This is a genomic window from Euzebya tangerina, assembly GCF_003074135.1.
Lineage (GTDB): Bacteria > Actinomycetota > Nitriliruptoria > Euzebyales > Euzebyaceae > Euzebya > Euzebya tangerina.
Genome location: NZ_PPDK01000001.1, coordinates 259,135 through 283,800 on the forward strand (window position 1 = coordinate 259,135; position 24,666 = coordinate 283,800).

Below are 24,666 nucleotides of genomic sequence, written 5' to 3' on the forward strand. Positions count from 1 at the left end.
GTCGCTCGCTAGTCGTCAAAGAGGGTCTCGATCCGTGTGACCTCATCGGAGGTGATTTGTCGCGGATTTCCGGCCAGAATCCCGCTGACGCCGTGGAAGGCCGAACCCAGGTGTATGCCCTCGCCGTTGATGGTGAACTCGCGGATGTCCTTGTCGTGCATCGACCCGCGCATCTTGAGCACGGTCAGCCCACGTCGCATCTGCCCGGCCAGTTCGACGTAGCGCAGCAGGATGATCGCGTCGGTCAGCGTCGAGATGTGCGCGTCGGTGACCGACGCGCCGCCCATCAACGACGCCGTCGTGGACGTGAACATCGCGGCTGCCCGCTCCTGCTTCAGGAACGATGTCAGCGCGATCACGAACTCGCGGAAGGACGCATCGGTCGAGCCCCGCTCCAGTGCCGAGAGGCTGTCGACCGCCACCCGATTCGGCTGGAACTCTGACACCACCCGCCGGACGTGGAGCAGGTGGTTCTCGAGGGATGCGCTCTCGGGGTAGTCGTTCACCACCAACAGGTCCCCGGACGCCTCGTACTGCTCCAGGTCGAAGCCCCAGCCCACGGCGTTGCGGAACAGTTGCTCGCGCCCCTCCTCGTAGGCCAACAGCAAGGACCGCTCACCGCGTTCGAGACCGCCGGCGACGAAGTGTGTGGCCATCAGGGTCTTGCCGGTGCCCGTCGCCCCGCTGAGCAGCACGATCGAGTCGTCGTACAGACCGCCGTGCAGCATCCGGTCGAGCTGGTCCGAGCCGGTGGTGATCCGGTGCCCGGAACCGTGCGAGGTCAGCTCCATGGCAGCCGACGGGATCATGACGATGCCCTGCTGCGGCACGACCGTGTAGGGGTACTGACCCGTGTGGTGCATCGCCCCGCGCATCTTCAGGATCTCGATGCTGCGACGACGGTGCTCACCGGTGAGTGCGTTGCGCAAGATCACGACGTTGTCGCTGACGAACTCCTCCACACCCCACTTCGAGACCGGCCCGTAGTCGAGGTCCCGCTCCGCGGTGAGGACGGCGGTGACGCCGATCGCCTTCAAGGCGGTTGCCAGTCGATACACCTCCTGTCTGATGGTGTCGGCGCTGACGAAGTGGTTGAACAGCGCACCCAGCGAGTCGATCGACACCCGCTTGGCACCGACCCGGTCAGCCGCATGGCTGATGCGACTGATCAGACCCTCCAGGTCGAAGGGGCCGGACTCGACCGGTCGCTCGACGTCAGACGGGGCACCGTCGACGAAGGCCCACCTGCCCTCCTGCTCCCACTGCTGGATCGGAAAGCCGAGACCGCTGGTGTTTCGTCGTATGTCCTCGACGGACTCCTCGAACGTGACGAAGACGCCTGGTATGCCCAGCCGGATCCCTTCTGCCAGGAACTGGCAGGCGAAGATCGTCTTCCCGGCACCGGCCGTCCCCGAGACGAGGGTCAGCCGGCTGCTCGGAAGGCCGCCGTAGCTGATCACGTCGAGCCCGGAGATGCCGGTGGGCGTCTTCTCCACCTCATCCTCCGGGTGGAGGAGACCCGCAACGCTCGGTCGTGATCTCATGGGAGCTCGCCCGCCTCAGGGTCGAGCTGCAGGCTGTGCAGCACCACGGCCGTGTCGGACAGGTCGCCGATCAGCCGTCGGGGTGGCAGCGGGTTGTTGCGGAGCAGCGTCGGCGTCGCCAGGATCAGCGCCTTCTCAGCCAGGTCCGGCCGGTCCAACACGTCGACGACCTCGACCTCGAACGGGATCCCGCGGTGGTCCAGCAGTCGCTGCAGGTTCTGGAGCGCTCGCTCGGCTCTTGGGCTTCGGCCCGCCACGTAGAGGGTCAAATCGAGCGGTGAGGACGTCACGGTGCGCCACCGGTGCTGGCGGCGGCTGCGGGCGTCGCCTCGTTCACGCCAGCCATCATCTGCCCGCGATAGGCCCGCACCAGGTGGCCCATCACCTCCACCAGCAGCAACCGCCCCTCCGAGGTGATCACCCCGCCCAACTCGCGGTCGCTGGTGCGGAACTGTCGCCGCAGCACGGCCCCGTGCACCTCCGTGAGCTCCCGCGGGCCGAACCGAAGGTCGGCGAGCGTGGCGGCGTAGGCCCGGATCTCCTCACGCGGATGCTGCGGCTCCGTGGAGGTCCGCGCGTGGACGACCGCGTCGAGGAGCCGCTCGTGCTCGTCGAGCAGGGCCAGCACAACACCGGGCACCATCTCCACCAGTGGGTCGGACGGCAGCCCGCGTCCGAGGGACTCGCGATCGCTGAGCCGCCCCAGTTCCCGCGCCACGGCCGCACCTGCTCGCTGTTCCTCGGCGCTCTCCGGACCACGAGCGGCCCTGGTCTGCCGACGTGCCAGCGCACGTCGCAACGAGCGTCCGAGCGACTCCGCAGTGATCTCATCCTTCAGGAGGACCTCCTGCGCACCGGCGAGGATCGGCTTGATCTCATCCTCGGGGCTGAGGAACGAGGACATGACGATTACGGCCACACCCGGGTCCAGGCCCCGGATGTTCTCGATGCTCCGGTTCAGGCGTGAGTCGGGCAGATGTAGATCGAGCAGCACGACGTCGCAGTCGTCGAGGGCAGCCTGCGCTGCCCCCCAGGTCCGCACCGCGTGGGTGCTCACTCCATCGAGCTGCGAGACATAGGTCTGCACCAGCGCGAGGAAGTCGGGGTCGTCTTCGACTATCAGGACGCGCATGCAGACCTTCGGGCTGGTGACAGTCCCGGAATGGTAAACGAGTCCGGCGACGCCCGTTGCCCTGGCGGCCGGTTAGGCGCCACCGAGGAGGCGATTGATCCCCCGGGCCAGCCGAGTTGGCTCGGGCGGGGCCGGAAGGTCGGTCTCTGGATCCTGCTCGTGGACGGCAGCCAGCACCTGGCCGATCTGGGGGTTGGAGAGGGAGCGGTCACCCACGGTGAGGGTGGGGACGAGCTCATTGCCATCGTTGACGCTGCGGACGAACGCTGCGCCCTGCGAGTCCTCCCAGATGTTCACGTCCTCGTAGGGCACCCCGCTGGAGTCGAGCTGCGACTGCAGTCCCGCACAGAAGGGACAGCCGGGGCGCCAGTACAGCGTGATCGGAACGGTTGTTGTGGGCATGGGCGCAAGGTCCTTCGCGAGGCGTCGATCGGTCTGCCGAGTGGGGCCGGAGGACATATGAACTCTCCGGTCGGCCAGCGTGTTCCCGGCCGCCCTACTCTGGTGCGGATGCACGAGCTCGTCATCGTCGTCGACGACCACGCCGGGATCCGGGAGCTGCTGGTGCGAACGTTGGCGGCCCACGGCTTCACGGCGTCTGCGTTCGCGTCCGCCGAGGCTGCGCAGGCGGGCGCCAACTGGGCCGAGGCTTCGCTGGCCCTGATCGACTGGATGATGCCGGGGATGCCCGGCACCGATCTGATCACCTGGGTGGCCGAGCACCATCCCGACGTTCACCTCGTGGTGGTCACCGCCGCCCGGGAGGCGCTGCTGCTCAGCATGCCGGAGATCGTCGACCACGCCGTGATCCTGGACAAGACCGATCTGACGCCGGAGCGATTGCGGCAGATCATCGCCGCCTAGCCATCACTCCTTCTTGGCGCGACTGGGTGCGACACGGGGCGGCTCTCCCGGCATCTTCGGGTACACCGGTGGCCACGGCGCGTCCATCAGCCCGGCCGCCATGTCGCGATCGTGCAGCGCGAGCAGCGGCTCCAGTGACTGCGGGTCGTCGTACATGGCGGCCCAGGGGTCCCCTTCGGCGGCCACCTTCGGCGGCACGGTGCTGATGGTCAGATCGTCGGGGACGATGTCGCCCAACTCCTCCCATCGGAACGGCGCGGAGACCTGCGCACCGACCTTGGGACGGGCGCCCCACGCACCGAACACCGTCTTGTGCGGCGCGTTCTGGTTGTAGTCGACGAACACCCGCTCGCCCCGCTCCTCCTTCCACCACGACCAGGTCAGCTGCTCCGGATGCCGGCGCTCGAGCTCGCGTGCCAGGGCAACAGCCCCCGCACGAACCTCGTAGGAGTCCCACCTCGGCTCCAGTCGCACGTACACGTGGATGCCGCGCTTCCCGCTGGTCTTGGGGAAGCAGGCGATGCCAAGTTCGTCCAGCAGGTCCTTCAGGAGCAACGCCGCCCGCTGCAGCTCACCGAAGCCCACACCCTTGGCCGGATCGAGATCCAGCCGCAGCTCGTCGGCGACGGCACGGCGTTGCCTCCCGCCCCACTGCTCGACGTCGATGTCAGGTTGCTCGATCCGTGATCTGGTGGCGGAGTCGAACACGACCACCTCCCCGTCGTCGCCGACCCGCAACGGCCAGACGTGGAAGCCCAGACAGCCCATGTTGACCGCCCACGCGATGTGGGCCAGATCGACACCCACCAGCGCATTGGACGGCGTGCCGTTGACGGTCTGGACCATGGTGGTCTGCAGCCACTCCGGGACACCCTTGGGCACCCGCTTCTGGAAGAACGACTTGCCGCGGGCGCCGTCGGGGAAGCGCTCGAGGAGGAGGGGTCGGCGGCCGAGGGTGGCCATGAGCGGCTCTTCGACGGCCTCGTAGTAGCGAACCAGGTCCAGCTTGGTCTCCTCGCGCTTGGGGAAGAAGACCTTGTCGGGGCTGGTGATCCGCACCGCCCGACCGGCGAGGTCGAGCACGATCGGGTCACCGGCGCTGTCGGACACGCCACCAGTGTGCCTGACGGGACGACGCCGGCGGAGAAGCCCCCAAGCGCCGTCAGCTCAGCAGGGCAAGGGCCCGGTTGTGGGCCGGGTCGACGGTCTCGCCCTCGGCCACCGGTCCGGGTGGTGTCCCGTCGCCGAAGGGACTGCCGCCCAGCTCCTCCCGGTGGTGCGGCGTGGCCCAGACGCGCTCGTCAGGGCCGAGCGGCACCACGCCGGTCGGGTTGATGTCGAGGTGGGTGGCGTAGTAGTGCTCCTTGATGCGCTGGAAGTCCTGGGTGTCGCCGAACCCCGGGGTCTGGAACAGGTCGCGGGCGTACGCCCAGAGGACGGGCATCTCCGTCAGCTTGCTCCGATTGGCCTTGAAGTGGCCGTGGTAGACCGCGTCGAAGCGAACCAGCGTGACCCACAGCCGCACATCGGCCTCGGTGATCGTGTCACCGACCAGGTAGCGCTGCGTCTCAAGCCGCTCGGAGAGCTGGTCCATCCGCGACCACAGGGCGGTGTAGGCCTTCTCGTAGGCCGCTTGGGAGCCGGCGAACCCGCACTTGTAGACCCCGTTGTTGATGTCCTCGTAGAAGCTGTCCGCCACCTCGAGGATCTCGTCCCGGTGCTCCTCCGGGAACAGGTTCGGCGCGCCTTCGCGGTGGTAGGCCGTCCACTCGGTGTTGAAGTCCAGCGTGATCTGCGGGAAGTCGTTCGTGACGACCCGGCCCGAGGACACCTCGACGATTGCAGGGACCGTGATGCCCTTGGGGTAGTCCGGGAAGCGCTTGAGGTAGGCGTCCTTGAGCTTGGGGATGCCGAGCACCGGATCGACCTCGCCCGGATCGAGATCGAAGGTCCACGAGTCGCTATCGTGCACCGGCCCGGCGATCGCCATCGAGATCGCGTCCTCGAGCCCGAGGAGGCGACGCGTGATCAGCGTTCGGTTGGCCCAGGGACAGGCGTGGGCCACGGCCAAGCGATAGCGACCCGGCTCGACCGGCCACTCGTACTTCCCGTCCGGCTCGGCCACGATCCGATCCTCGATGTAGGCCGTGTCGCGCGTGAACTCTTCTTCGATGTACTCGGTGTGATCCTTCGCCATGGGGAGAACGGTACCCGTACGAATTCAAACGAATCCCTCTGCGGTGACTCAGAAGACAAGTAACTCAAATGTGAGGTGACTCAGAAGACGACCGTCCGCTCGGCGAAGCGGAACACCCGCTGCTCGGCGAAGGCCTTGACGGCACGCGAGAGCACGATCCGCTCGACGTCCCGACCGATGATCACGAGGTCCTCGGGGGTCTGGAGGTGGGAGACCCGGGCCACGTCCTGGTCGATGATCGGTCCCTCGTCCAGATCCGCGGTGACGAAGTGAGCGGTGGCGCCGATCAGCTTGACCCCTCGCTCCCAGGCCTGGTGGTAGGGCTTGGCCCCCTTGAAGCCCGGGAGGAAGGAGTGGTGGATGTTGATGGCGCGACCGTCGAGCTTCCGACAGAGGTCGTCGGAGAGGATCTGCATGTACCGCGCCAGCACCACCAGTTCGGCACCGTGTTCGTCGACCAACTCGAGCAGACGACCCTCCGCCTGCGGCTTCGTCTCGCGCGTCACCGGAACGTGGACGAAGGGCACACCGTACTGGGCAGCCACCGGCTGCAGGTCCCAGTGGTTGGAGACGACCGCTGCGACGTCCAGCGGCAACTCACCCGCGTGCCAGCGGTAGAGCAGGTCGCGCAGGCAGTGGTCGAACCTGCTGACCATGATGATGGTCCGCGTCCGGTGCTCGGCGGGGCGGATCTGCAGGCCACCGTCCCCCACGTTGACCGCGCTGCGAACCGTGGCCTCGAGCTCCTCGACCAGGTCGTGATGGTCGCCGGTAGCGGCCAGGGTGAAGCGGGTCCGCATGCAGAACCGCTCGACGGACGGCTCGCTGAACTGCACGTTGGAGAGGATGTTCCCACCGGACCCGGCGATCCCGGCCGTGACCGCAGCGACGATTCCTGGCTGATCCGGACAGTCGAGCGTGAGGATGTGGCTGGTCGTCATCAGCCCGATGGTGACACGGCCCGTGCGATGTGGTCACCCTGGGGAGGCAGGCCCCACCGCCACAGATGTCGGCGAAGCGGGTTGTCCGCGCGTCGGAAGATCTGCCACATGACGGCCATGAGAGCTCCGACATCGTTGCGGTCCGAGAGGTAGACCCGCTGCGCAGACGTCGGTAGGGAGAAGAAGACGTCGAAGAAGTCCACCACGCCCGCCGCATCCAGGGCGAGTACCGCCTCGAGGCCACGCCGACGGAGGTGATGGACGACGAGGGCGGAGCGTGGCCACAGAACCTCACGCACAGCCGCCGCGGCCTCGACCTCGTCGGGGAGACCCGCGATCAGGGCCTCGACGACGGCGTCGACCAGCATCAACGAGGCTCCCAGGCTGTAGCCCGTGGCCGGGTGCATGGTCGGCGCCGCCGCACCGAAGGCCACGACGGGGCCGACGCCGGCGGTCGGCGGGGTGTCCACGGGGAACCGAACCTGCTCCGCGTGGGCGGCCGACGTCTCGATGCCGCGAGCCCGCAGGCGGAGGTGCAGGCGACGCTCGAGCACCGGCACGGGCAGCGCAGGGCGGCGGGCCAGCGCAGTCTCCTCGAGCAGCACCAGCGGGGTGCCGTCCGCGGACTCACCCATCGGCACGGCGTAGAGGAACGAGGGCCAGCCGTTCTGGCCGTGGTCAGCACGCCAGTCCATGAAGGCCTGCGTGATCCCACCCTGGTCGGGCACGGTGATCCCGTACGCCGTCTGCTCGGCGCGCACACCGGCCGGAACACCGCCTGAGAGCACGCGACGGGGGCCACTGCAGTCCACGATGACCCGCGTGTCGACCTCGGCGCCGCCGCCCAGGAGGAGCGTCGCCCCACGTGCACCCCGTCGGAAACTGATCGCCCGACTCGGGACGACGGTCACCCGCTCATGGGGGGCTGTCAGGGACGACTGGAGGCGGCGTGTGGACAGCATGGCGTAGGGCCGCTGGATGAGATGCTCACGTCGCGCGATCGCCCGTGGCGTGGCCATCGTCGCGGCGACGACCCCGTCCGGGAGCCACTCCGGCAGCTCATCGTGCCAGGCCCCGTAGGTTGCCGGCCAGGCTCGTCCTGCAGCCGGGTCGACGAGACAGACCTCGAGGCCGCGTGCAGCGGCTCGACGCGCGAGAGCGGATCCGGCGGGCCCGCCACCGGCCACGGCGACGTCGCAGGTGGTTCGGTCGGCCGACGACATGAGCCACGATCGTAGAGGTCTCGGCAGACTGGTCGTCATGGCAGGACAACTGCAACTGCGGTTCCGGATGTCGGTCGATGATCCCTCCGAGATGCCTCACTCGCGAGCCGAGGTTGCGGTGATCGGCCGTTCCAACGTGGGCAAGTCCTCGTTGGTCAACGCCCTGGCCCGCACGCCGGGGTTGGCCCGCACGTCCAAGACACCGGGGCGGACGCAGCTGCTCAACGTCTTCGACGCGACCACGGCATCGGGCGCCGTCGGAACCCTGGTGGACCTTCCGGGCTACGGCTACGCCAAGGCGCCAGCCGCCCTGCGCGTGCGGTGGCAGGAGCGCATGGAGGCCTACCTGCTGGACCGCGAGCCGCTCAGCATGATCATCAGCCTGATCGACGGCGCCGTCGGGCCGACTCGTCTGGACATCGCAACCGTTCGGTGGATGACCTACAACCACCTGCCCTTCACGGTCGTCGCCACCAAACAGGACAAGGTGAAGTCATCGAGGCGACAAGCGCGGCGGAGGGAGGTGGTGGCCGGCCTCGAGCTGCCGACAGATGTCGTCATGTGGGTCAGCGCGGAGCGCAACACCGGCATGGATCGACTTCGCGCCGCCACGGCTCGCTGGATCGAGCGCCCCAGCGGTGACTAGCCAGGCCTGCCCATTCACACACTGTCCGTTCGGCGGTGAGGGCTCAGATTCAGGACACCATGAGTGGGTAGGTTTAGGCGGTGTCGAGCTCACACCCGAGTTCGATGAGTTGTGTGCCAGCAGCCCGCCGGCCCGTCAAAGAGAGTGATCACAGTGGTTCAAGGAACAGTCAAGTTTTTCAACGCCGAGAAGGGGTTCGGGTTCATCGCGCCGGACGGAGGTGGCGACGACGTCTTCGTCCACTTCTCCAACATCGTGGCAACGGGCTACAAGAGCCTCGACGACGGCCAACGGGTCGAGTTCGAGATCGGCCCGGGACGCAAGGGCGACGAAGCTCGCGACGTGAAGCCGCTGGACTAGGCGCGCCGTCCGCCAGCCGCCATTCGAAGGCCGACCCGTTCGAGGGTCGGCCTTCGTCGTTGCTCCGGCGGTCCGGCTCTGCTCACAACCCGTCGATGATGTCGGAGAGCATCTCGTTGTACCCCAACTCCGACGACGGGATCTGCGGCGTGAATCCCATGCGAACAACCACCAGCTCTTCGGATGGGACGACGAAGACCCGCTGACCGTCATGTCCGGAGGCCCAGAAGGCATCTGCCGGCACATCGGGCAGCACGAGGTCGCCGTCACCCGTGTCGTTGGCCCACCAGTGCGCAGCGTGGCCGGCGTCCTCCCCCTCCGCGGCGCGACTCTCGCTGGAGTACTCGACCCACTCCGGCGGCAGGAGCTGCTCGCCCTGCCACGATCCGCCGTCGGCGAACCAGAGTCCGAAACGCGCCCAGTCGCGAGGGGTCGCCCACAGGTAGGAGGAGCAGACCAGGTCGCCGCTCGCGTCCGGCTCCAGCACGGCGGTGTGCATCCCCAGGGGTCGGAACACCAGCTCGTGGGCCAGCGCCTCACCGGTGCCGGTCTCGGTGTGCAGGATGTCGCAGATGATGTTCGTCGTGCCGCTGGAGTACTGGGTGACCGAGCCGATGTCGCTCTCCAGGGGGAGGTCTGCTGCGTAGGCCCCCATGTCGGTCTGGCGGTACAACATCTCGGTCACGGGCGTGCCGAGGGCATAGGTCTCGTCCCACTCGAGCCCACTGGCCATGTGCAGCAGGTCGTCGAGGGTGATCGCGGCCCGATCGCCCGTCCAGGCCGACACCAGGTTGTCCTGGTCGAGGGTGAGGACGCCGTCGGCCACGAGACGGCCGACCATCGCGTTGGTGACCGACTTCGCCATGGACCACCCCAACTGGGGCGTGTCGGCGTCGAAGCCGTCGGCGTAGCGCTCGGCGACGATCTGGCCCTCGTGGACGACCACGACCGCTCGTGCCCCGACGGCACGGCCCGCTGGGTCATCTTCGGCGAACGCCGAGTCGAGAGCCGCTTCCAGGGCGGCGCTGTCGACGTCAGCCGGTGGCGGGGGGACGGTCTCACCCAGCGGCCACACCTCGTCCGCCACGATCTCCACCGGGTCGGGGCTGGTCAGGGTGGGACGCTCGTCGGCCAAGGTGCATCCGAGGCCGGGCGTGTGCCACGCAGTCTGGCCGAACAGCCCGAACAGGGCCGCCGATGCGGTTCCCTCCGACTCATCGACGCTGGTCGACATGAGCGGAACCAAGGGGTTCGGCGGAAGATCTGCGGCCGGAGCCTCGACGCCACGCCCAGCCAGCAAACGAACGGCGCAGGCGTTGTGTGCGGCGTAGCCGGTGGCGGTCTCGAGGAGGGGGCGGGCGTAGAGCAGGACACCCGCCACGATGAGCACGACGGCGACGCCTGAACCCAACAGGACCTTCCGCGCGCGGCTCATGGCGGCAACCGTACCCCCCACTCTCAGCGGTTGAAGCCGCGAGACTCCGCGACGATCTGGTGACCGATCATGTCAGCCTTCGATGCCAGTTCGTCGGCGCGCGCCAAGTCGGTCGCCAGGAGTCGTTGCGCCTCGGCCAGCATCTGACCGGCGCTCTGGAGGCGAACCTTGGCCTCTCGGCTCCAGCCGATCAGGCCGAGACCGCTGGCCGCCGTCGCGCGGTTGATGGCCCACGTGGCGTCCTGGATCTTCCGGGCGACGTGGCCGTGGTAGGCCTGCGTTCGTTGCTGATCGCTCCGGGCACCGAACAGCACCGCATCGGTGACCGAATCGATCTCCCGCAGTCGCGCGCAGGCGACGAACGGGTCGGCACGGCCGCTGGCAGCCATCGCCTCGGTCTGGGCCAAGGTCTCGGCCGCTCGCTGCAACTGCGCCCCGTGGGCTGGCGAGACCTGCGGGCGGTGCTGCGCCACGAATGCGCGGGCCGCCTCCAGGCTGCGGACGGCCTCGGCGTGCAGGGCCGGGTAGGCCCGGATGGCGGCCTCGAGATCCTGCCGCAGGGTGTGGACGCTCGTGTTCAACTGGTCCAGCCTGGCCAGGTCGGCCTCGACGCCTGCCAATGATTCCTCGGCGCGGGCGAAGCTCTGGACGTCCATCGTGAGGGCCTGGCGGGCATGATCGAGCCCGGTATGGGCCTGCCGGATGAGCGCGGTCGCCTGAGCTGGCGAGTCCGCCAGACCGTCCCAGACGGACGGGGCGAAGCGGTCGCGAATGGCGTGCAGACCGTCATTGATGTCCTGGATGGTCTGGGATGCGCCGTCCGCCCGCGCCATCAGCGCCGCATGCCGACGAAGCAGGTCGGCCCGGCGTGCGCCCAACCCTCGAGCCTGCCCGAGGACGTGATCAACTGACTCGCTGACCCGGCGGAGCGTCGTCGTCGCCTCCCACAGCTGTGCGCCGGCCAGTGTCCGGCGAGCCACCTCCAGCTGCCGACCGTCGGTCTCCAGCCGGTCAGTCAGGTGGTCGACCCCGAAGCCGATGGCGCGGGCGTCCTCGATCGCCTGCGCGGCCGCCTCCATCCGGTCCTCGATCTGCCCGAGCAGGGCGGCGCTCCCGCTCTCCGCCCGCTCTGCCGCGTGGACCACACCCGACAGCTCGGCAATCGCCTGACCGGCCTGGTCGATGATCCCAGCGACTCGGCTCCAGCCGTCACGGACGGCGTGGGCGACCGGCACCGAGTCGAGCTCGGGCTCCTCATCGGCTTCGATGCGGACGTAGGCCGAGGTGGCCAACTGGACCGCGTCCGCGGCGGCCCGCCGATACTCCTCGAGTTGGATGGCAAAGCCGTCGTCCGGTCCCAGACGTCCCTGCAGCACGACGACATCCGAGACCACGTCGGTCCATCGACCGTCGAGGGTGAGGTAGCCGTTGCGGACGTGGGAGCGGACGTCCTCGACCTGCTCTCGGGCATCACGCAGATGGGCCGATCCGGAGAACGGCCCGCCCAGGAACGAGGCGACGGCGAGCATGCGCGGGTGGAGCCTACGTGGGAGACGGTGATACTGGAGGGCGTGGCCACCATCACCCTGGAAGGGATCCGCCGGGTGCACCCGGACGGGACAGCCGCGCTCGACGGCATCGATCTGCACGTCGAGGACGGTGAGTTCCTGGGCGTCATCGGCCCCTCGGGGGCCGGCAAGTCGACCTTGCTGCGAGTCATCGCCGGCTTGGAGGAGCCGTCGGCCGGAGTGGTGCGCCTGGACGGTCAGGACGTCGAGGGCATGCGGATGAAGGACCGCAACCTGGCCATGGTGTCGCAGTCGCAGAACCTGCTGAGCTTCCTCGACGTGGCGGGGAACGTGGCGCTGCCGCTCGAGTTCCAGAAGAAGTCGGCACAAGAGGTGGACCGGCGCACGGGCCAGGAGCGGCGGTCATTCCGCCTGGGCTCGATCTGGGGGAAGAAGGCCAGTGCGCTGTCCGGTGGGGACGCGCAGCGCACGGCTCTGGCGCGTGCCATGGTCCGGGCGCCCCGGGCACTGCTGGCCGACGAACCCCTCCAGCTGCTGGATCCACCGTCTGCGAACGAGCTGCGCCGCGAGATGCATCGCGTCCAGCGCGAGCATCACCTGACCATGATCTACACCACCAACGACCACAACCAGGTACTGGGGATCGCTGATCGGGTCGCGGTGATCCGGCGTGGCCGGCTGGTGCAGGTGGGCCCGCCGGAGGAGTTGCTGCACCGCCCGGTGTCGAGCTACGTGGCCGGGTTCGTCGGCGAGCCGGCGATGACGATGGTGACCGCCCGACTGGGCGATGAGAGTGGCCTGGGGCGGCTGTGGTTCGGCCAGCAGTGGGTGCGCTTCCCCGGCGGCCTGCCGGGTCCGCTGCGGGATCGCGTCGGCCAGGAGGTTCTGGTTGGGGCGCGGCCGGACCGGCTGCGCGGCTCGGAACTGGTTGACCCCGTCGACGCCCGGCTCGAGGGCACCGTGGTCACGGTGCAACGGCTGGGACCTTACGACCTGGTGGAGGTCCGCGTGTCGACCGGCGTCTGGCAAGCCACGTTCGACAGCGATCGTCGCGTCCAGCCGGGCGATCAGGTCGAGGTCACCGTGGACGTCCGCGGTCTGACCGTCTTCTCGCGGAACGGTGCGAGCGCCCTGTGGCACGCAGACGAGCCGGGGTGACAGCTCCCCGGGTATGAACGTCGCCCCGCCGGGCAGGCCGACGAGGCGAAGCTGGGATTCGTGGGATCTGGGGTGACTGCGGGCGTCCTAGGGCGCGGACAGGTAGCGACCGCATGAGGGCCACGCGCCAGGTCCCTGGGGGCGGTTGTTGCCATGCCCGTAGAAGGCGACGCGCTCCGCGATGTCGATCTGCTGCTCGGGCAATGCCTGGTGGGCGTAGGCTGCGTACTCCGTTCCGCCGAAGGCACGCCACGTCGAGGGGCTGAACTGCAGGCCTCCGTCGAAGCCGGAGCCACCGTTGTAGCCCCAGCGCCAGGTGGACTCGCAGAACGCAACGCGGTCCCACATGGCGCGTCGGGCGGGGTCGTACCGGCCCGGCCACTGGACGGCGATCAACTCGCGGTTGTCCGCGCCGCCGTCGGGCAGGCGCTGATAGGCGATGCCGAGGCGGCACTCGCCGCCCCCGCCACGGGTGAAGTGGGTGGGGCAGTGCTCGTAGACGCACCCGTAGGTCTCGCAGCCCGGGTTCTGCTCGGGGGCCGCAGCGCGAGCTGGGGAAGCGGGAAGCAACTGGACCGCCGTCGCCACGACGAGCACCAGGAACCCCTGGACCAACCGAGAGCGAAAGTTATCGTAGTGCTTGCTTTGGTTAAACATGTGCACTACCGTATGAAGCAGACGACCGGCGTCACCCATCCCATCTGGGTCCATCGGTCAACTGTCTGATCGGGAACGTTTGGGACAGGTCAAGCCGGTCCGCGGCTCACTCCCAGAGCGGGCTGTCCATGATGTCCGGACACCCCTCCATGCCGTGTTGCCAGTAGTCGTCGCGCCCGGCGTCGAGGCGGACCGCGTCTGCTGGCGAGCGCTGGATGGGCCCCTGGTAGAGGACGTCGTTCGGATCGTCGAAGACGTGACCGGTGCCCGTCGAATGGGGCGCGCAGTCCATGACCGCCCCCATCCCGTGCACCAACTCGTGTGCCACGGTGTGACTGGCGTGCGAACCCCACGTCGAGAAGGTGGTCGGCTCGAAGCCCCGACAGTTGCCCAGGAAGATCACGATCCCGGTCGGACCGCCCAGGCCGCAGGTCTGTGGACCGTGGTCGAGCAGTTCGGTGCGAACGTCGGCCATCACGACGGGAAAGACGTCGGACCGGAGGGCCTGCGGCACGATCTCGGTCAGGATCCGGAGGTAGGCGGCCCGTGCGTCTCCGCGTAGTTCACCGGTGGTCGCCTGGAGGTCCACGACGTAGCCGAAGTCGACGTCGCCCCGCAACGTTTCGCCGGTCTGCCCCTCCAACCAGTCCACGGCAAGGGTGGCCTCGTGGACCGCAGCATCAGCCAGTCCGTAGTTCGGCGTGTGGTCACCGGGGACCGCAACGAACAGTTGGATCTCACTGAACGCGGACAGCCCGTCGTCCGTTTGCACGGCGGCTCCCACCAGCGCCAGCAGTCCCACCACCAGGACGACCAGCGACAGCGCGGTCCTGCTCGGGCGCGCCTGAGCCTCCCAGGTGGTGTCATCCGTCACCCAGCCTGTATCGGCACGCGCCGCTGTGGCTTGACCCGAGCAGTCCCTGTGCGTGGCCGACAACACGCCGGCCTGATCACCGCCACCGACGACGTACTACGCTGATCACACGAGCCCGATGGCAGCCAGGACACCAACCGACACAGACTTGACCGACGAATCCGCAGGGGAAGGGGTGGACATGGTCCCGATCACACGCTCGATGTTCCTCGTCATCGTGCTGGCGATGGCTGTGAGCGTCGCCGTCGCCGCGCCCGCGTCGGCGCAGGCGACAGCCGCTCGGATCGACGGCGGAAACCGGTACGACACGGCCGCGGCGATTGCGGAGCAGGACTACCCGAACGGGACGTCGACGGTGATCCTCGCCCGCGCCGACGACTACGCCGACGCGCTGTCCTCGGCACCGGTGTCCCGACGATTCGGCGCGCCAGTCCTGGTCACCGACACCGGGAACCTGAATGCCGAGACCCGCGCCGCGATCGTCGACCTCGACCCCGAGAACGTGGTGATCTTCGGCGGTCCGGCCGCGGTCAACGAGACCGTGGTCGCCCAACTTCGCGCCTCCTTCGACGTCTCGCTGAGTCGGATCGCGGGGCCCAACCGCTTCGCCACCGCCGCCGCTGCCGGCGGGTTCATGGCCGCCAACGGCGGAATCGGACAGTTCCCCGCCGGCAACTCCGTCGCCTTCGTGACCCAGGCGAACGACTTCGCCGGCACCCTGGCTGCTGGGGCACCTGCCGCCGCCCAGGCCTTCCCGATCCTCCTGGCCGAGACGAACCGGCTGCCAGCGGAGACCAGCCAGGCCTTGGCCGACCTCTCCATCGACCGGGTGTACCTGATCGGCAACGAGGCCCAGATCGACCCCAGTGTGCAGAATTCGATCGCTGCGCTCGGCATCGAGGTGATCCGCATCGGCGGGGCCACCCGACTCGGGACCGTGACGGCTGTGGCGAACGCCGCCATCGCCGCCCCCTGGCTGGCCGGGACCAACGTCGTGCTGGCCCGCGGCGATCTCTTCGTCGACACCCTGGCGGCCGCGCCCCACGCAGCGGCCATCTCGGCACCCATCATCCTCAGCGACAGCCCGACCGCGTTGGGTTCGGCTGCCAGCGAGTGGCTGGGAGCGGGCACGACTCCTGACATCGGCGTCATCCAGGCAATCGGTGGTCCGGCCGCACTCAGTGAGCCCACGCTGGCCGCTGCCGTGGCCGCTGCTGACGGTGGCAACGATCCCGACCCCAAGAACAGCCCGAACCAGGTGTTCGTCGTCCAACCCCTTCAGGAGTTGGTCAACGACGTCGGGGAGAACGCCCGCTTCACGGTGACGGGGCGGTACGACAACCTGCCGCTTCCGGCGACCCTCAACGTCGGGCTCTACCCCTGCGCGACCACCCGTGTCGTGGGCACCGAGAACGACACCTTCGCCGACATCGAACCTGACGGGCTGGCGGACGGTCTGGGGCGGACCGACACCCAGTTCGCTGCCATCGCGACCCTGAACGGGGCCGACATCACCGACACCCGGATCGTCCGGCCGGCGACGGTCGTCGGCGGGCAGGTGACGATGCAGGTGGTGAGCGTCTCCGGGCCCGACTGCACGGTCGTCGTCGTCTGGCAGGACCGCAACGGCGACGGACAGTTGGGGGTCAACAGCGCCGGCCAACCCACCGAGTTGTACGGGGTGGGGAAGGTCACCTTCGGCTGAGCCGATGGCCCATCACGTTTATCGCCACGGGCCACCGTCAAAAGCATCTGTAGGGGCTGATTCGCCCTCGGGTCGACCAGGCCCGACGCAATGCAGAGGCAGGTACACCGCCGTGACCGTCCGATTCTTCCCGACCGCGCTCCTCGTCCTGGCGGTGATTGCCCTGCTCTCCTCGGTCCTCGCCGCCCCGGTCAGGGCCCAGCCGCAACCCGCGCGAGCCGACGGCGCCAACCGCTACGACACTGCCGCCACCATCGCCGCGTTGGACCATCCCGGGGGATCCGACACCGTGATCCTGGCGCGTGCCGACGACTATGCCGACGCGATGGCCTCGGCAACCGTCAGCGGGCGGCTCGACGCCCCCGTCCTGGTCACCGACACGATACGACTGAACGACGAGACCCGGTTCGCCATCGAGCGGCTCGATCCAGACGACGTCGTCATCTTCGGTGGCACGGCGGCCATCACCAGTCAGGTCGAGACCGACATCGCGACGACCTTCGACGTCGACGTCCGGCGGATCGCCGGTGGCAACCGGTTCGAGACGGCGGCCGACGCCGCGGCGGTGATCGCCGACTCCGGCGGGCTGGGGCAGTACCCGGCAGGCACCACCGTGGCGTTCGTCACCGAGGCGGACGACTTCGCCGGCACGCTGGCCGCCGGGGCGCCTGCCGCTGCGCAGGGCTTCCCGATCCTGTTGGTGGAGAGCGACCGACTGCCCCCGGCCACGGCTGACGCCATCGTCGACCTGGTCATCGGCCGCGTCTACGTGATCGGGAACGAGACGCAGATCTCCGACGACGTCGCCGACCAGATCGCGAGCCTTGGTGCGGAGGTCCAGCGCATCGGCGGTCCAGACCGACTCGGCACCGTCACCGCCGTGGCCGACGTCGCCGTCCGTGCTCCGTGGTTGACCGGCGAGAACGCTGTCCTGGCCCGCGGCGACCTCTTCGTCGACACCCTTGCTGCCGCACCCCACGCCGCCAGGCTGGGTGCCCCCGTCGTGTTGGCCGAGCAGCCCGACGTGCTCGGGGACGCTGCACGCACCTGGCTGGCCGATCCGACGACACCAGCACTTGACGCCGTGCAGGCCATCGGTGGCACGGCCGCCATCACCGTCGGCACGCTGGAGGAGGCCACCCTGGCCGCGTCCGAGGCTGGCGGTGGACAGCCCCCGGCTGTACCGAGCCAGGAGATCAGGGTCACGCCGATGGAGAGCCTGATCCGAGCGGTCGGCTCCCCGGCTGACTTCTCGGTCACCGGCCGGTACGACGACCGCCCACTGGCCGCGACGGTGGATCTGGCCCTGTTCCCCTGCGCGAACGCTGACATCGTCGGCAGCGGGCCCGATACCTTCATCGACGCCGACGCCGATGGGCACGCTGACGGGTTGGGCGAGACCGACACCGGTCTGGCTGCCTTCGCCACCCTGAACGAGGAGGACATCACCGACCAGCGGGTGCTGTACGAGGCGATCGTCCGAGACGGGCAGGTCACCACCGCCGTCGTCAGCATCGACGGCCCGGACTGTGCCGTCGTCATGGCCTGGCAGGACGCCGACGACGACGGAGAGGTGGCGGTCGACGGTGAGGGCCAGCCCGTGGAGTCCTACGGCGTGGGCCGTGTGACCTTCAACTGACACCGCGCCGGTGCCGTCCGGAGCTCACCCTGATCGGTCCCGCTCAGGCGGGATCAGGTCGAGCACCTCGGGGTGGGTCTCGGACAGCAGCGGCACATCCAGGGTTCGGAGCGGCCAGAACCCCCGTGGCGCGAGGAAGTAGTCGATCAGGAACTCGAGTTGCGGGGCGTACCCGTCGCGGATCTGGCGAGCGTGGGCGCGACCGATCTCGAACGGCACCAGCTCGAACCCGTGATCCTCGAGCGCGGCACGCGTCTGCCGGAAGGTCTCGCCATCGTCCTCTCGGAGCAGGTCCTCACGCTGCGCCTGGTACTCCGCCAACCGGGACTCGCCGGCGAAGAGCGTCATCTCGTCGAACAGCGCGGTCGCTCGTCGGATCATCCAGTAGCCGTGCCCGTCGTACGCACCGAGGATCTGCTGCGCCAGCAGCGCCGCATCGGTGACGACGCCGAGGGCGGTGATCCAGTGCTGGCCCCGGTCGTGGGAGCGGAAGAGCCGGAGGAAAGGATGGGTGGCGTGGGTCTCGTACACCTCAGCGGTCCACCGCTCCCATTCGGCGAAGCGGGCCTCCAGCTTCTTCGGGTCGGCGTCCGGCGACCAGGCCTTGAGCAGCGTGACCGGTGTGATTCGCTCCGAGCTGCCGTGGTCCAACGTCATCAGCTGCCGCTCACGGGCGGAGTAGGCGCTGTACAACGTCGGCAGGTAGCCGATGACCAACGCCGTCGTCACCACGCCGGTGTAGGCCTGGACCAGCGCGCCGACCCGCGGGACCAGACCGGCCGGGACGATCTCGCCGAACCCGATGGTGAAGGAGACGACACCGGAGTAGTACACCGCCGTCCCGATGCCGACCTCGTCGGACAGGCCTTGCGTCGCCCACCACAGCAGCCCGAAGCCGACGATCTGCAGGGTCACCCAGGTCGTGAGCAGGACGACCATCATCAGCGGGCCGAAGGCGGCCAGCAGATGTCGTCGAACCCGACTCTCACGGTCGAAGAGCCCAGCGAACCACCGCAGGCCTCCGTAGGTGAGCTGCCACACCAGTGTGGTCAGCCAGAATCGCGCGTAGCTGGTCGAGGGCGTGACCAGGGTGTTGACGACGTCGACGAGGACCGCGAGGACCACGACCACACCGAGTGCTCCGACGAGGACCTCCACTCGGGAAACCCTAGCGAGATCCCACGGCTTGACCCCTTGGCGTCCATCGCTACTGTGGAGGCACAGGCGCTGATCCGGCCATCACCGGGGAGCCATCGGAAGAACCGGGCCACGCGGCCCCAACTAGACCCGGTCGGGTAGGCCCGTCACAGCCCGTCAGAACGAAGTGGTCATCCGAACCGGATGGCAAGCGAGGTGGTACCGCGCAGACCCGCAAGCACCGGGTCGACGTCCTCGGGAATCCGTTCCACATCAGACTCCCAGGACCTGCGATGAGCGCCCACGACGGCTCTGACACCCCCACGGCCTATCCCCGGCACGGCGGCACCGTTGCCTCCTCCCCCGTCTTCCCGGAGATCGAGCAGCGGATCCTGTCCTACTGGGAGTCCGACGGCACCTTCGAGGCGTCAGTCGAGGCCCGCGTTGCCGGTGAGGGCGGGGCGAATGAGTACGTCTTCTACGACGGCCCGCCCTTCGCCAACGGGCTCCCGCACTACGGCCATCTGCTGACCGGGTACGTCAAGGACGTCGTCCCGCGCTTTCGGACCATGCTGGGAAACCGGGTCGAGCGACGGTTCGGCTGGGACTGCCACGGCCTGCCGGCCGAGGTCGAGGCCGAGAAGCAGCTGGGCATCACCCACAAGTCCGAGATCGAGGAGATGGGCATCGACGTCTTCAACGACGCGTGCCGGACCTCGGTGCTGCGCTACACCGACGAGTGGGAGGACTACGTCACCCGGCAGGCTCGCTGGGTCGACTTCGAGGGTGACTACAAGACCCTCGACCTCGACTACATGGAGTCGGTCATGTGGGCCTTCAAGGCCCTGCACGACAAGGGTCTGATCTACGAGGGCTTCCGGGTCCTGGCCTACTGCTGGCGCTGCGAGACCCCGCTGTCCAACACCGAGACCCGGATGGACGACGTCTACCGGCAGCGGCAGGACCCGGCCGTGACCGTCGGGCTTCGTCTTGAGGATTCCGGCGCGGACGATCCGCTCGATGGTGCCCTGGCGATGGTCTGGACCACGACGCCCTGGACGCTCCCGTCCAACCTGGCTGCCGCCGTCCACCCCGAGCTGACCTACCAGGTGCTCCGTCCCTCCGAGGGTGCGTTCGCGGGCCGCAAGTTGGTGCTGGCCGAGGCAGCGGTGGCCCGGTACGTCCGCGAGCTGGGCGAGGCGCCGGAGGTGGTGGCGACGGTGGTCGGCGCCGATCTGCTGGGCCGCTCCTACACCCCGCCGTTCCCGTACTTCGCGGGGCGGGAGAACGCCCACCAGGTCCTCGAAGCCGACTACGTGTCGGCCGAGGACGGGACCGGGTTGGTCCACATCGCCCCGGCGTTCGGTGAGGAGGACAAGGTCGTGACGGACGCTGCCGGGATCACGCCGGTCGTGCCGGTGGACTCCAAGGGCGAGTTCACTGCGGAGGTCTCCGACTTCGCCGGCATGCACGTGTTCGAGGCCAACACGCCCATCATGCGGATGCTGCGGGAGGACGGCGTGCTGCTGCGGCACGAGACCTACGACCACCCCTACCCCCACTGCTGGCGCTGTGACAACGCCCTGATCTACCGGGCGGTCTCGTCCTGGTTCGTCGAGGTCAGCCGGTTCCGCGACCGCATGGTCGAGCTGAACGAGCAGATCACCTGGGTGCCGGAGCACGTCAAGGCCGGCTCGTTCGGCCAGTGGCTGGAGGGTGCGCGGGACTGGTCGATCTCCCGGAACCGGTTCTGGGGTTCGCCCATCCCGGTGTGGCAGTCCGACGACCCCACCTACCCGCGAACCGACGTGTACGGCTCACTTGACGAGCTGGAGGCTGACTTCGGCGTCCGCCCGGAGGACCTCCACCGGCCGACCATCGACCACCTCACCCGCCCGAACCCGGACGACCCCACCGGCAACTCGACCATGCGGCGGGTCCCGGAGGTGCTGGACTGCTGGTTCGAGTCCGGCTCGATGCCCTTCGCCCAGGTTCACTACCCGTTCGAGAACGCCGAGTGGTTCGAGAGCCACAACCCCGGCGACTTCATCGTGGAGTACATCGGGCAGACCCGTGGGTGGTTCTACACCCTGCACGTCCTGGCCACGGCGCTGTTCGACCGGCCGGCGTTCACGACGTGCATCTCCCACGGGATCCTGCTGGGCGACGACGGGCGCAAGATGAGCAAGTCGCTGCAGAACTACCCGGATGTGCGGGAGGTCTTCGACCGCGACGGGGCCGACGCCATGCGGTGGTTCCTGATGAGCTCGCCGGTCCTGCGTGGCGGCAACCTGATCGTGACCGAGCAGGGCATCCGCGACGCCGTCCGACAGGTGATGCTGCCGCTGTGGAACACCTGGTACTTCCTGCAGCTCTACGCCGGGGCGGCCGGGACGTCCGGGCGGGTCCGGACCGACTCCTCCGACCTGCTGGACCGCTACGTCCTGGCCCGGGTCCGGACCACGGTCACGGCCATGACCGAGGCGTTGGAGGCCGGCGACATCGCCGGCGCGACGGCTGTGTTCGCCGACACCCTCGACTCGATCACGAACTGGTACGTCCGCCGGTCGCGGGACCGGTTCTGGAATGCCGAGACAGAGGACGGACAGGCCGCCGTCGACACGCTCCACACCGTGCTCGAGGTCATGTGTCGGCTGGCGGCGCCCCTGCTGCCGCTGGTCACCGAGGAGATCTGGCGTGGCCTGACCGGCGACCGCTCGGTCCACCTCACGGACTACCCGACCGCGGCCGAGCTACCTGAGGACGACGAGTTGGTCACCGCGATGGACAACGTCCGGGCGGTGGCCTCGACGACGCTCGGGATCCGGGAGGCGGAGCGCCTCCGGGTCCGCCTGCCCCTGTCCACCTTGACCATCGCCGTGACCGACCCCGACGCACTCAAGCCGTTCGTGGCGCTCCTGGCCGACGAGGTGAACGTCAGGGACGTCGAGCTGATGACCGTGGAGGCGGCGGAGGCGGCCGGCGTCGGCGTGTCGCAGCAGCTGACGGTCAACGCACGTGCGGCCGGTCCGCGGCTCGGTCGCGAGGTGCAGGGCGTGATCCAGGCCTCCAAGACCGGCAATTGGTCAGTCGAACCTGACTGCGTCATCTGTGGTGGTGTTCGCCTGGAGGAGGGCGAGTACGACCTGTCGACGGTGGTCGAGGGGTCCGACGACCATCACGTCGTGGCCCAGCTGCCAGCTTCCGTCGGCGGCTTCGTCCTGCTCGATACCCAGGTGACGCCGGAGCTGGAGGCGGAGGGTTGGGCCCGGGACCTGGTGCGGGCCATCGCGGAGAAGCGACGCGAGGCGGACCTGCACGTCTCGGACCGCATCACGCTGACGCTGAGCGTCCCGGTCGAGCGTGAAGGCGCCTTGGCCACACATCTGGACATGATCGCGGCCGAGACCCTGGCAACCGACGTGGCCATCACCGCGGAGGACCGCCCCGATGACAGCGTCGGCATCACGGTCCAACGGACCTGAAGGCCGGTTTACTGAGACCGGGCTTAGGGATCTCGGGATCGACCGGCTTGTGAGCGCACCGGCCCTGGACCCGCCGTCCGGGGTGGGCCGGAGCTGATCATCCGTGCCTCAAGAACTCGGCCGGAACGCCGACAGATCTCCCGGCGTCAAAGGGGTGATGAGGCGACGTCTGGGCCTGCTGTTGATCGCGCTGGCTGTGGCGCCGTCGTTGTTGGTTGCGGTCGCGCCGGCGGCCTCGGCGTGCTCCTGTGTGTTGACGGAGTCGTTCAGCGTTTCTGATGTCCGGGAGGGTGGCGGCCTGCTGCAGGCCGTCGCAGTCGATGGGACCGCCGAGGGTGACACGATCGTGGAGGTCCTCGTCGAGCGGGCCTGGGACGCAGCCGACGCAACGCCCCAGATGTACCTTGACGTGCTGACGTCGGACGGCGACTCCTGCGGCACGCGACTGATGCCGGGTGCGCGGGTTTGGGTCGGGGTCGATGAAGTGATCTCCTTGTGCACCCCCAGCGGCGTCGTGGGTACGGACGCCGCAGCAACCTTGGACGCGATTACGGGTGACGTCGAACCCACCTCCAGGGGGCCGGTGGTGCAACTGCGGCGACCAGGTATTCGCCAGGAACTCGCGTTGGCGCTGGCCGAGGACGCCGACGGACAACTGGTCACCGCCGTCCTGCCACCCGCCGGCTGGCCGGTAGGGGCGCGGATGGAGGTCCTGGCCCGTTGTCCGGGCAGCGACCGGCTGACGGTCGGTCGGCTGCTCGGCGAGTTCAACGGCGGCGACCCGGCACCGATCGGTGTGCTCGATCCGTCCACGATGACAGTCCAGACGTTCACGACCCGGTCGGCGGTCAACGGGAGCCCATACGAGCACCCAAACTGGCTGGCCCGCACCATCTGCCTCGATCCGAGTGGACAAGATGTGCTCGCGCTCTTCGCCACCTTCGAGTCTCCGCTTGTCTCACCGACTCGGCTGATGCGGATCACCAATGGCGAAGCCATGGAGGTAGCCGAGGGAGTCATCTGGGACATCGGTCGTGACGACGAGGGGCTGGTGCAGGCCGTCGTTGACGACCCGCCGCGCCTGGTCACCGTCGACCTGGGCAGCTCCGCTCTCATCGACGCGGGACCCTCACCGATCGGAGCAGAGGTGCGCGCCGACGGCCTGGGTCTGCCCGCCACCGGCCTGCCAGTGGCCGGCCGGACCGCCGCGCGGGACATGGCGCTCGTGGGCGATCCCTACACCCGGGGTCCGGCCGACGAGGTGCTCATCGACCTGCCCGAGCCAACGGCGCTCACGGGCGACCCGAACCCTGTTCCCGGCCTTACGCTGACAACCTTCGACCGGCCAACCGCCGAGCCGTCGGAGCCGATGCCAGCCCCAGCCGCCACGCGCAGTCCCGGCACCGATCAGACCGATGAGGCAGTCCCAAGCATCACAGTCCCCTGGGCCGTGGCCCTCACGACGGCAGTGGGCGTAGCCGCCGCACTCCTGTTGCGGCGTCGCAGATCTAGGGGCCGTCGAGGCCGTCCAGGATGAGGTCGAGGACGAACTCGAACTCCTGGCTCTCCGGTCCGGTCTCGTGCCAGCGGATGTGCTCCATGATCCAGGGGAACCGCTCGACGTCCAGCGTGCGCTTGAAGTCCTCGAGGAAGGCTTCAGCACCGTCATCCTGCGGGCTGGGCAGGGTGTAGCTCTGCTCCTGGAGCGCGAAGCCCTCCAGGTGGTTGTTGAGCGCGTGGAACCCGTGGTCCATCCGCTCCGGTGTGAGCGAGGCGGATGCCAGGGTTGCAAGGAAGGCCTCGAGCACATCCAATCGGGCTGGACCGGGAACGCGCGTGCTCAAGAGGGGGACGACCCACGGGTGCGCCTGCAGCACCCGCAGCCCACCGATCATCGCGCGCCGTAGTTCCGCCTTCCAGGGGCCCTGCGGATCGGGTCGCGGGAGTTCGGCCGCGACGGCATCGATCATCCGGGTGACCAACTCCTCCTTGTTGGCCACGTGGTTGTACAGCGACATGACCTCATAGCCGAGGGTCGTCGCGAGGCGGCGCATGGTCAGCCCACCCATCCCCACCTCGTCGGCCAGGGCGACTGCCGCGGTGACGATCCTGTCGGTGGTCAGCGGGTCGCGCATGGCCA

Annotated in this window: 22 protein-coding genes; 8 read left to right on the forward strand and 14 right to left on the reverse strand. The window is 68.7% G+C overall.

What is annotated here, in order from left to right; all coding sequences use genetic code 11:
• Positions 1-8: 8 nt before the first annotated feature.
• From kaiC to C1746_RS01225, 4 genes are all read right to left on the reverse strand, one after another.
• Entirely contained in the window at positions 9-1,544 is a 1,536-nt protein-coding gene (gene kaiC, locus C1746_RS01210; RefSeq protein ID WP_116712889.1) for a circadian clock protein KaiC, read from the reverse strand.
• Positions 1,541-1,834 carry a circadian clock KaiB family protein gene (locus C1746_RS01215; protein ID WP_205711633.1) on the reverse strand — a complete coding sequence of 98 codons (294 nt, stop codon included), beginning with the start codon at positions 1,832-1,834 and terminating at the stop codon, positions 1,541-1,543. The genes kaiC and C1746_RS01215 overlap by 4 nt, the downstream gene beginning before the upstream one ends.
• Positions 1,831-2,676 carry a response regulator gene (locus C1746_RS01220; RefSeq protein WP_116712890.1) on the reverse strand — a complete coding sequence of 282 codons (846 nt, stop codon included), beginning with the start codon at positions 2,674-2,676 and terminating at the stop codon, positions 1,831-1,833. The genes C1746_RS01215 and C1746_RS01220 overlap by 4 nt, the downstream gene beginning before the upstream one ends.
• 72 nt (positions 2,677-2,748) lie before the next feature.
• Positions 2,749-3,078, reverse strand: coding sequence for a glutaredoxin domain-containing protein (locus tag C1746_RS01225; RefSeq protein ID WP_116712891.1), 330 nt, complete (start codon positions 3,076-3,078; stop codon positions 2,749-2,751).
• Between the two features lie 108 nt (positions 3,079-3,186).
• Here C1746_RS01225 and C1746_RS01230 point away from each other — a divergent pair, with 108 nt between their 5' ends.
• A complete protein-coding gene (locus C1746_RS01230; RefSeq protein WP_162867253.1) occupies positions 3,187-3,540 on the forward strand; it encodes a response regulator in 354 nt (117 codons plus the stop codon).
• Between the two features lie 3 nt (positions 3,541-3,543).
• Here the strand turns inward: C1746_RS01230 and C1746_RS01235 are convergent, their stop codons facing one another.
• The 4 genes from C1746_RS01235 to C1746_RS01250 all read right to left on the reverse strand — a co-directional run bounded on the left by C1746_RS01235 (position 3,544) and on the right by C1746_RS01250 (position 7,901).
• A complete protein-coding gene (locus C1746_RS01235) occupies positions 3,544-4,650 on the reverse strand; it encodes a DNA polymerase domain-containing protein (RefSeq protein ID WP_116712893.1) in 1,107 nt (368 codons plus the stop codon).
• A 52-nt stretch (positions 4,651-4,702) separates the two neighbouring features.
• The gene (locus C1746_RS01240; RefSeq protein WP_116712894.1) at positions 4,703-5,737 is read right to left on the reverse strand and encodes a glutathione S-transferase family protein; all 1,035 of its coding nucleotides are present in this window, start codon (positions 5,735-5,737) and stop codon (positions 4,703-4,705) included.
• A gap of 80 nt (positions 5,738-5,817) precedes the next feature.
• Complete coding sequence (gene purU, locus C1746_RS01245; protein ID WP_116712895.1) at positions 5,818-6,678, reverse strand: formyltetrahydrofolate deformylase; 861 nt, start codon at positions 6,676-6,678, stop codon at positions 5,818-5,820.
• Positions 6,678-7,901, reverse strand: coding sequence for a lycopene cyclase family protein (locus C1746_RS01250; RefSeq protein ID WP_116712896.1), 1,224 nt, complete (start codon positions 7,899-7,901; stop codon positions 6,678-6,680). Before C1746_RS01250 ends, purU begins: the two co-directional genes overlap by 1 nt.
• Positions 7,902-7,938: 37 nt before the next feature.
• On the opposite strand from C1746_RS01250, the gene yihA reads away from it, so the two are divergent.
• Entirely contained in the window at positions 7,939-8,547 is a 609-nt protein-coding gene (gene yihA / locus C1746_RS01255) for a ribosome biogenesis GTP-binding protein YihA/YsxC (RefSeq protein WP_162867254.1), read from the forward strand.
• Between the two features lie 153 nt (positions 8,548-8,700).
• On the forward strand, positions 8,701-8,907 hold the full coding sequence (locus C1746_RS01260) for a cold-shock protein (RefSeq protein ID WP_116715516.1): 207 nt from the start codon (positions 8,701-8,703) through the stop codon (positions 8,905-8,907).
• Between the two features lie 82 nt (positions 8,908-8,989).
• Here C1746_RS01260 and C1746_RS01265 read toward each other — a convergent pair whose 3' ends face one another.
• Both C1746_RS01265 and C1746_RS01270 read right to left on the reverse strand, forming a co-directional pair.
• On the reverse strand, positions 8,990-10,342 hold the full coding sequence (locus C1746_RS01265; RefSeq protein ID WP_116712898.1) for a serine hydrolase domain-containing protein: 1,353 nt from the start codon (positions 10,340-10,342) through the stop codon (positions 8,990-8,992).
• A 23-nt stretch (positions 10,343-10,365) separates the two neighbouring features.
• The gene (locus C1746_RS01270) at positions 10,366-11,871 is read right to left on the reverse strand and encodes a coiled-coil domain-containing protein (RefSeq protein ID WP_162867255.1); all 1,506 of its coding nucleotides are present in this window, start codon (positions 11,869-11,871) and stop codon (positions 10,366-10,368) included.
• Between the two features lie 42 nt (positions 11,872-11,913).
• Between C1746_RS01270 and C1746_RS01275 the strand changes: the two genes are divergently transcribed.
• Entirely contained in the window at positions 11,914-13,029 is a 1,116-nt protein-coding gene (locus C1746_RS01275; RefSeq protein WP_162867256.1) for an ABC transporter ATP-binding protein, read from the forward strand.
• An 87-nt stretch (positions 13,030-13,116) separates the two neighbouring features.
• Here the strand turns inward: C1746_RS01275 and C1746_RS22895 are convergent, their stop codons facing one another.
• Both C1746_RS22895 and C1746_RS01285 read right to left on the reverse strand, forming a co-directional pair.
• A complete protein-coding gene (locus tag C1746_RS22895) occupies positions 13,117-13,686 on the reverse strand; it encodes a transglycosylase family protein (protein WP_276309944.1) in 570 nt (189 codons plus the stop codon).
• A 106-nt stretch (positions 13,687-13,792) separates the two neighbouring features.
• On the reverse strand, positions 13,793-14,560 hold the full coding sequence (locus C1746_RS01285; protein WP_116712901.1) for a hypothetical protein: 768 nt from the start codon (positions 14,558-14,560) through the stop codon (positions 13,793-13,795).
• A 181-nt stretch (positions 14,561-14,741) separates the two neighbouring features.
• Here C1746_RS01285 and C1746_RS01290 point away from each other — a divergent pair, with 181 nt between their 5' ends.
• Positions 14,742-16,265: a cell wall-binding repeat-containing protein gene (locus C1746_RS01290; protein ID WP_162867257.1), complete on the forward strand. Its 1,524-nt coding sequence runs from the start codon at positions 14,742-14,744 to the stop codon at positions 16,263-16,265.
• A gap of 112 nt (positions 16,266-16,377) precedes the next feature.
• Positions 16,378-17,904: a cell wall-binding repeat-containing protein gene (locus C1746_RS01295; RefSeq protein WP_162867258.1), complete on the forward strand. Its 1,527-nt coding sequence runs from the start codon at positions 16,378-16,380 to the stop codon at positions 17,902-17,904.
• A gap of 24 nt (positions 17,905-17,928) precedes the next feature.
• Here the strand turns inward: C1746_RS01295 and C1746_RS01300 are convergent, their stop codons facing one another.
• Positions 17,929-19,062: a potassium channel family protein gene (locus C1746_RS01300; protein ID WP_116712904.1), complete on the reverse strand. Its 1,134-nt coding sequence runs from the start codon at positions 19,060-19,062 to the stop codon at positions 17,929-17,931.
• A gap of 272 nt (positions 19,063-19,334) precedes the next feature.
• On the opposite strand from C1746_RS01300, the gene ileS reads away from it, so the two are divergent.
• Positions 19,335-22,526 (forward strand): isoleucine--tRNA ligase, encoded by a 3,192-nt coding sequence (gene ileS, locus C1746_RS01305; RefSeq protein WP_116712905.1) that lies wholly within the window; start codon positions 19,335-19,337, stop codon positions 22,524-22,526.
• Positions 22,527-22,683: 157 nt separating this feature from the next.
• Complete coding sequence (locus C1746_RS01310) at positions 22,684-24,063, forward strand: hypothetical protein (RefSeq protein WP_116712906.1); 1,380 nt, start codon at positions 22,684-22,686, stop codon at positions 24,061-24,063.
• On the opposite strand, the gene C1746_RS01315 is transcribed toward C1746_RS01310, so the two are convergent.
• A complete protein-coding gene (locus C1746_RS01315; RefSeq protein ID WP_162867259.1) occupies positions 24,035-24,661 on the reverse strand; it encodes a TetR/AcrR family transcriptional regulator in 627 nt (208 codons plus the stop codon). The genes C1746_RS01310 and C1746_RS01315 overlap by 29 nt on opposite strands.
• Between the last annotated feature and the right edge of the window lie 5 nt (positions 24,662-24,666).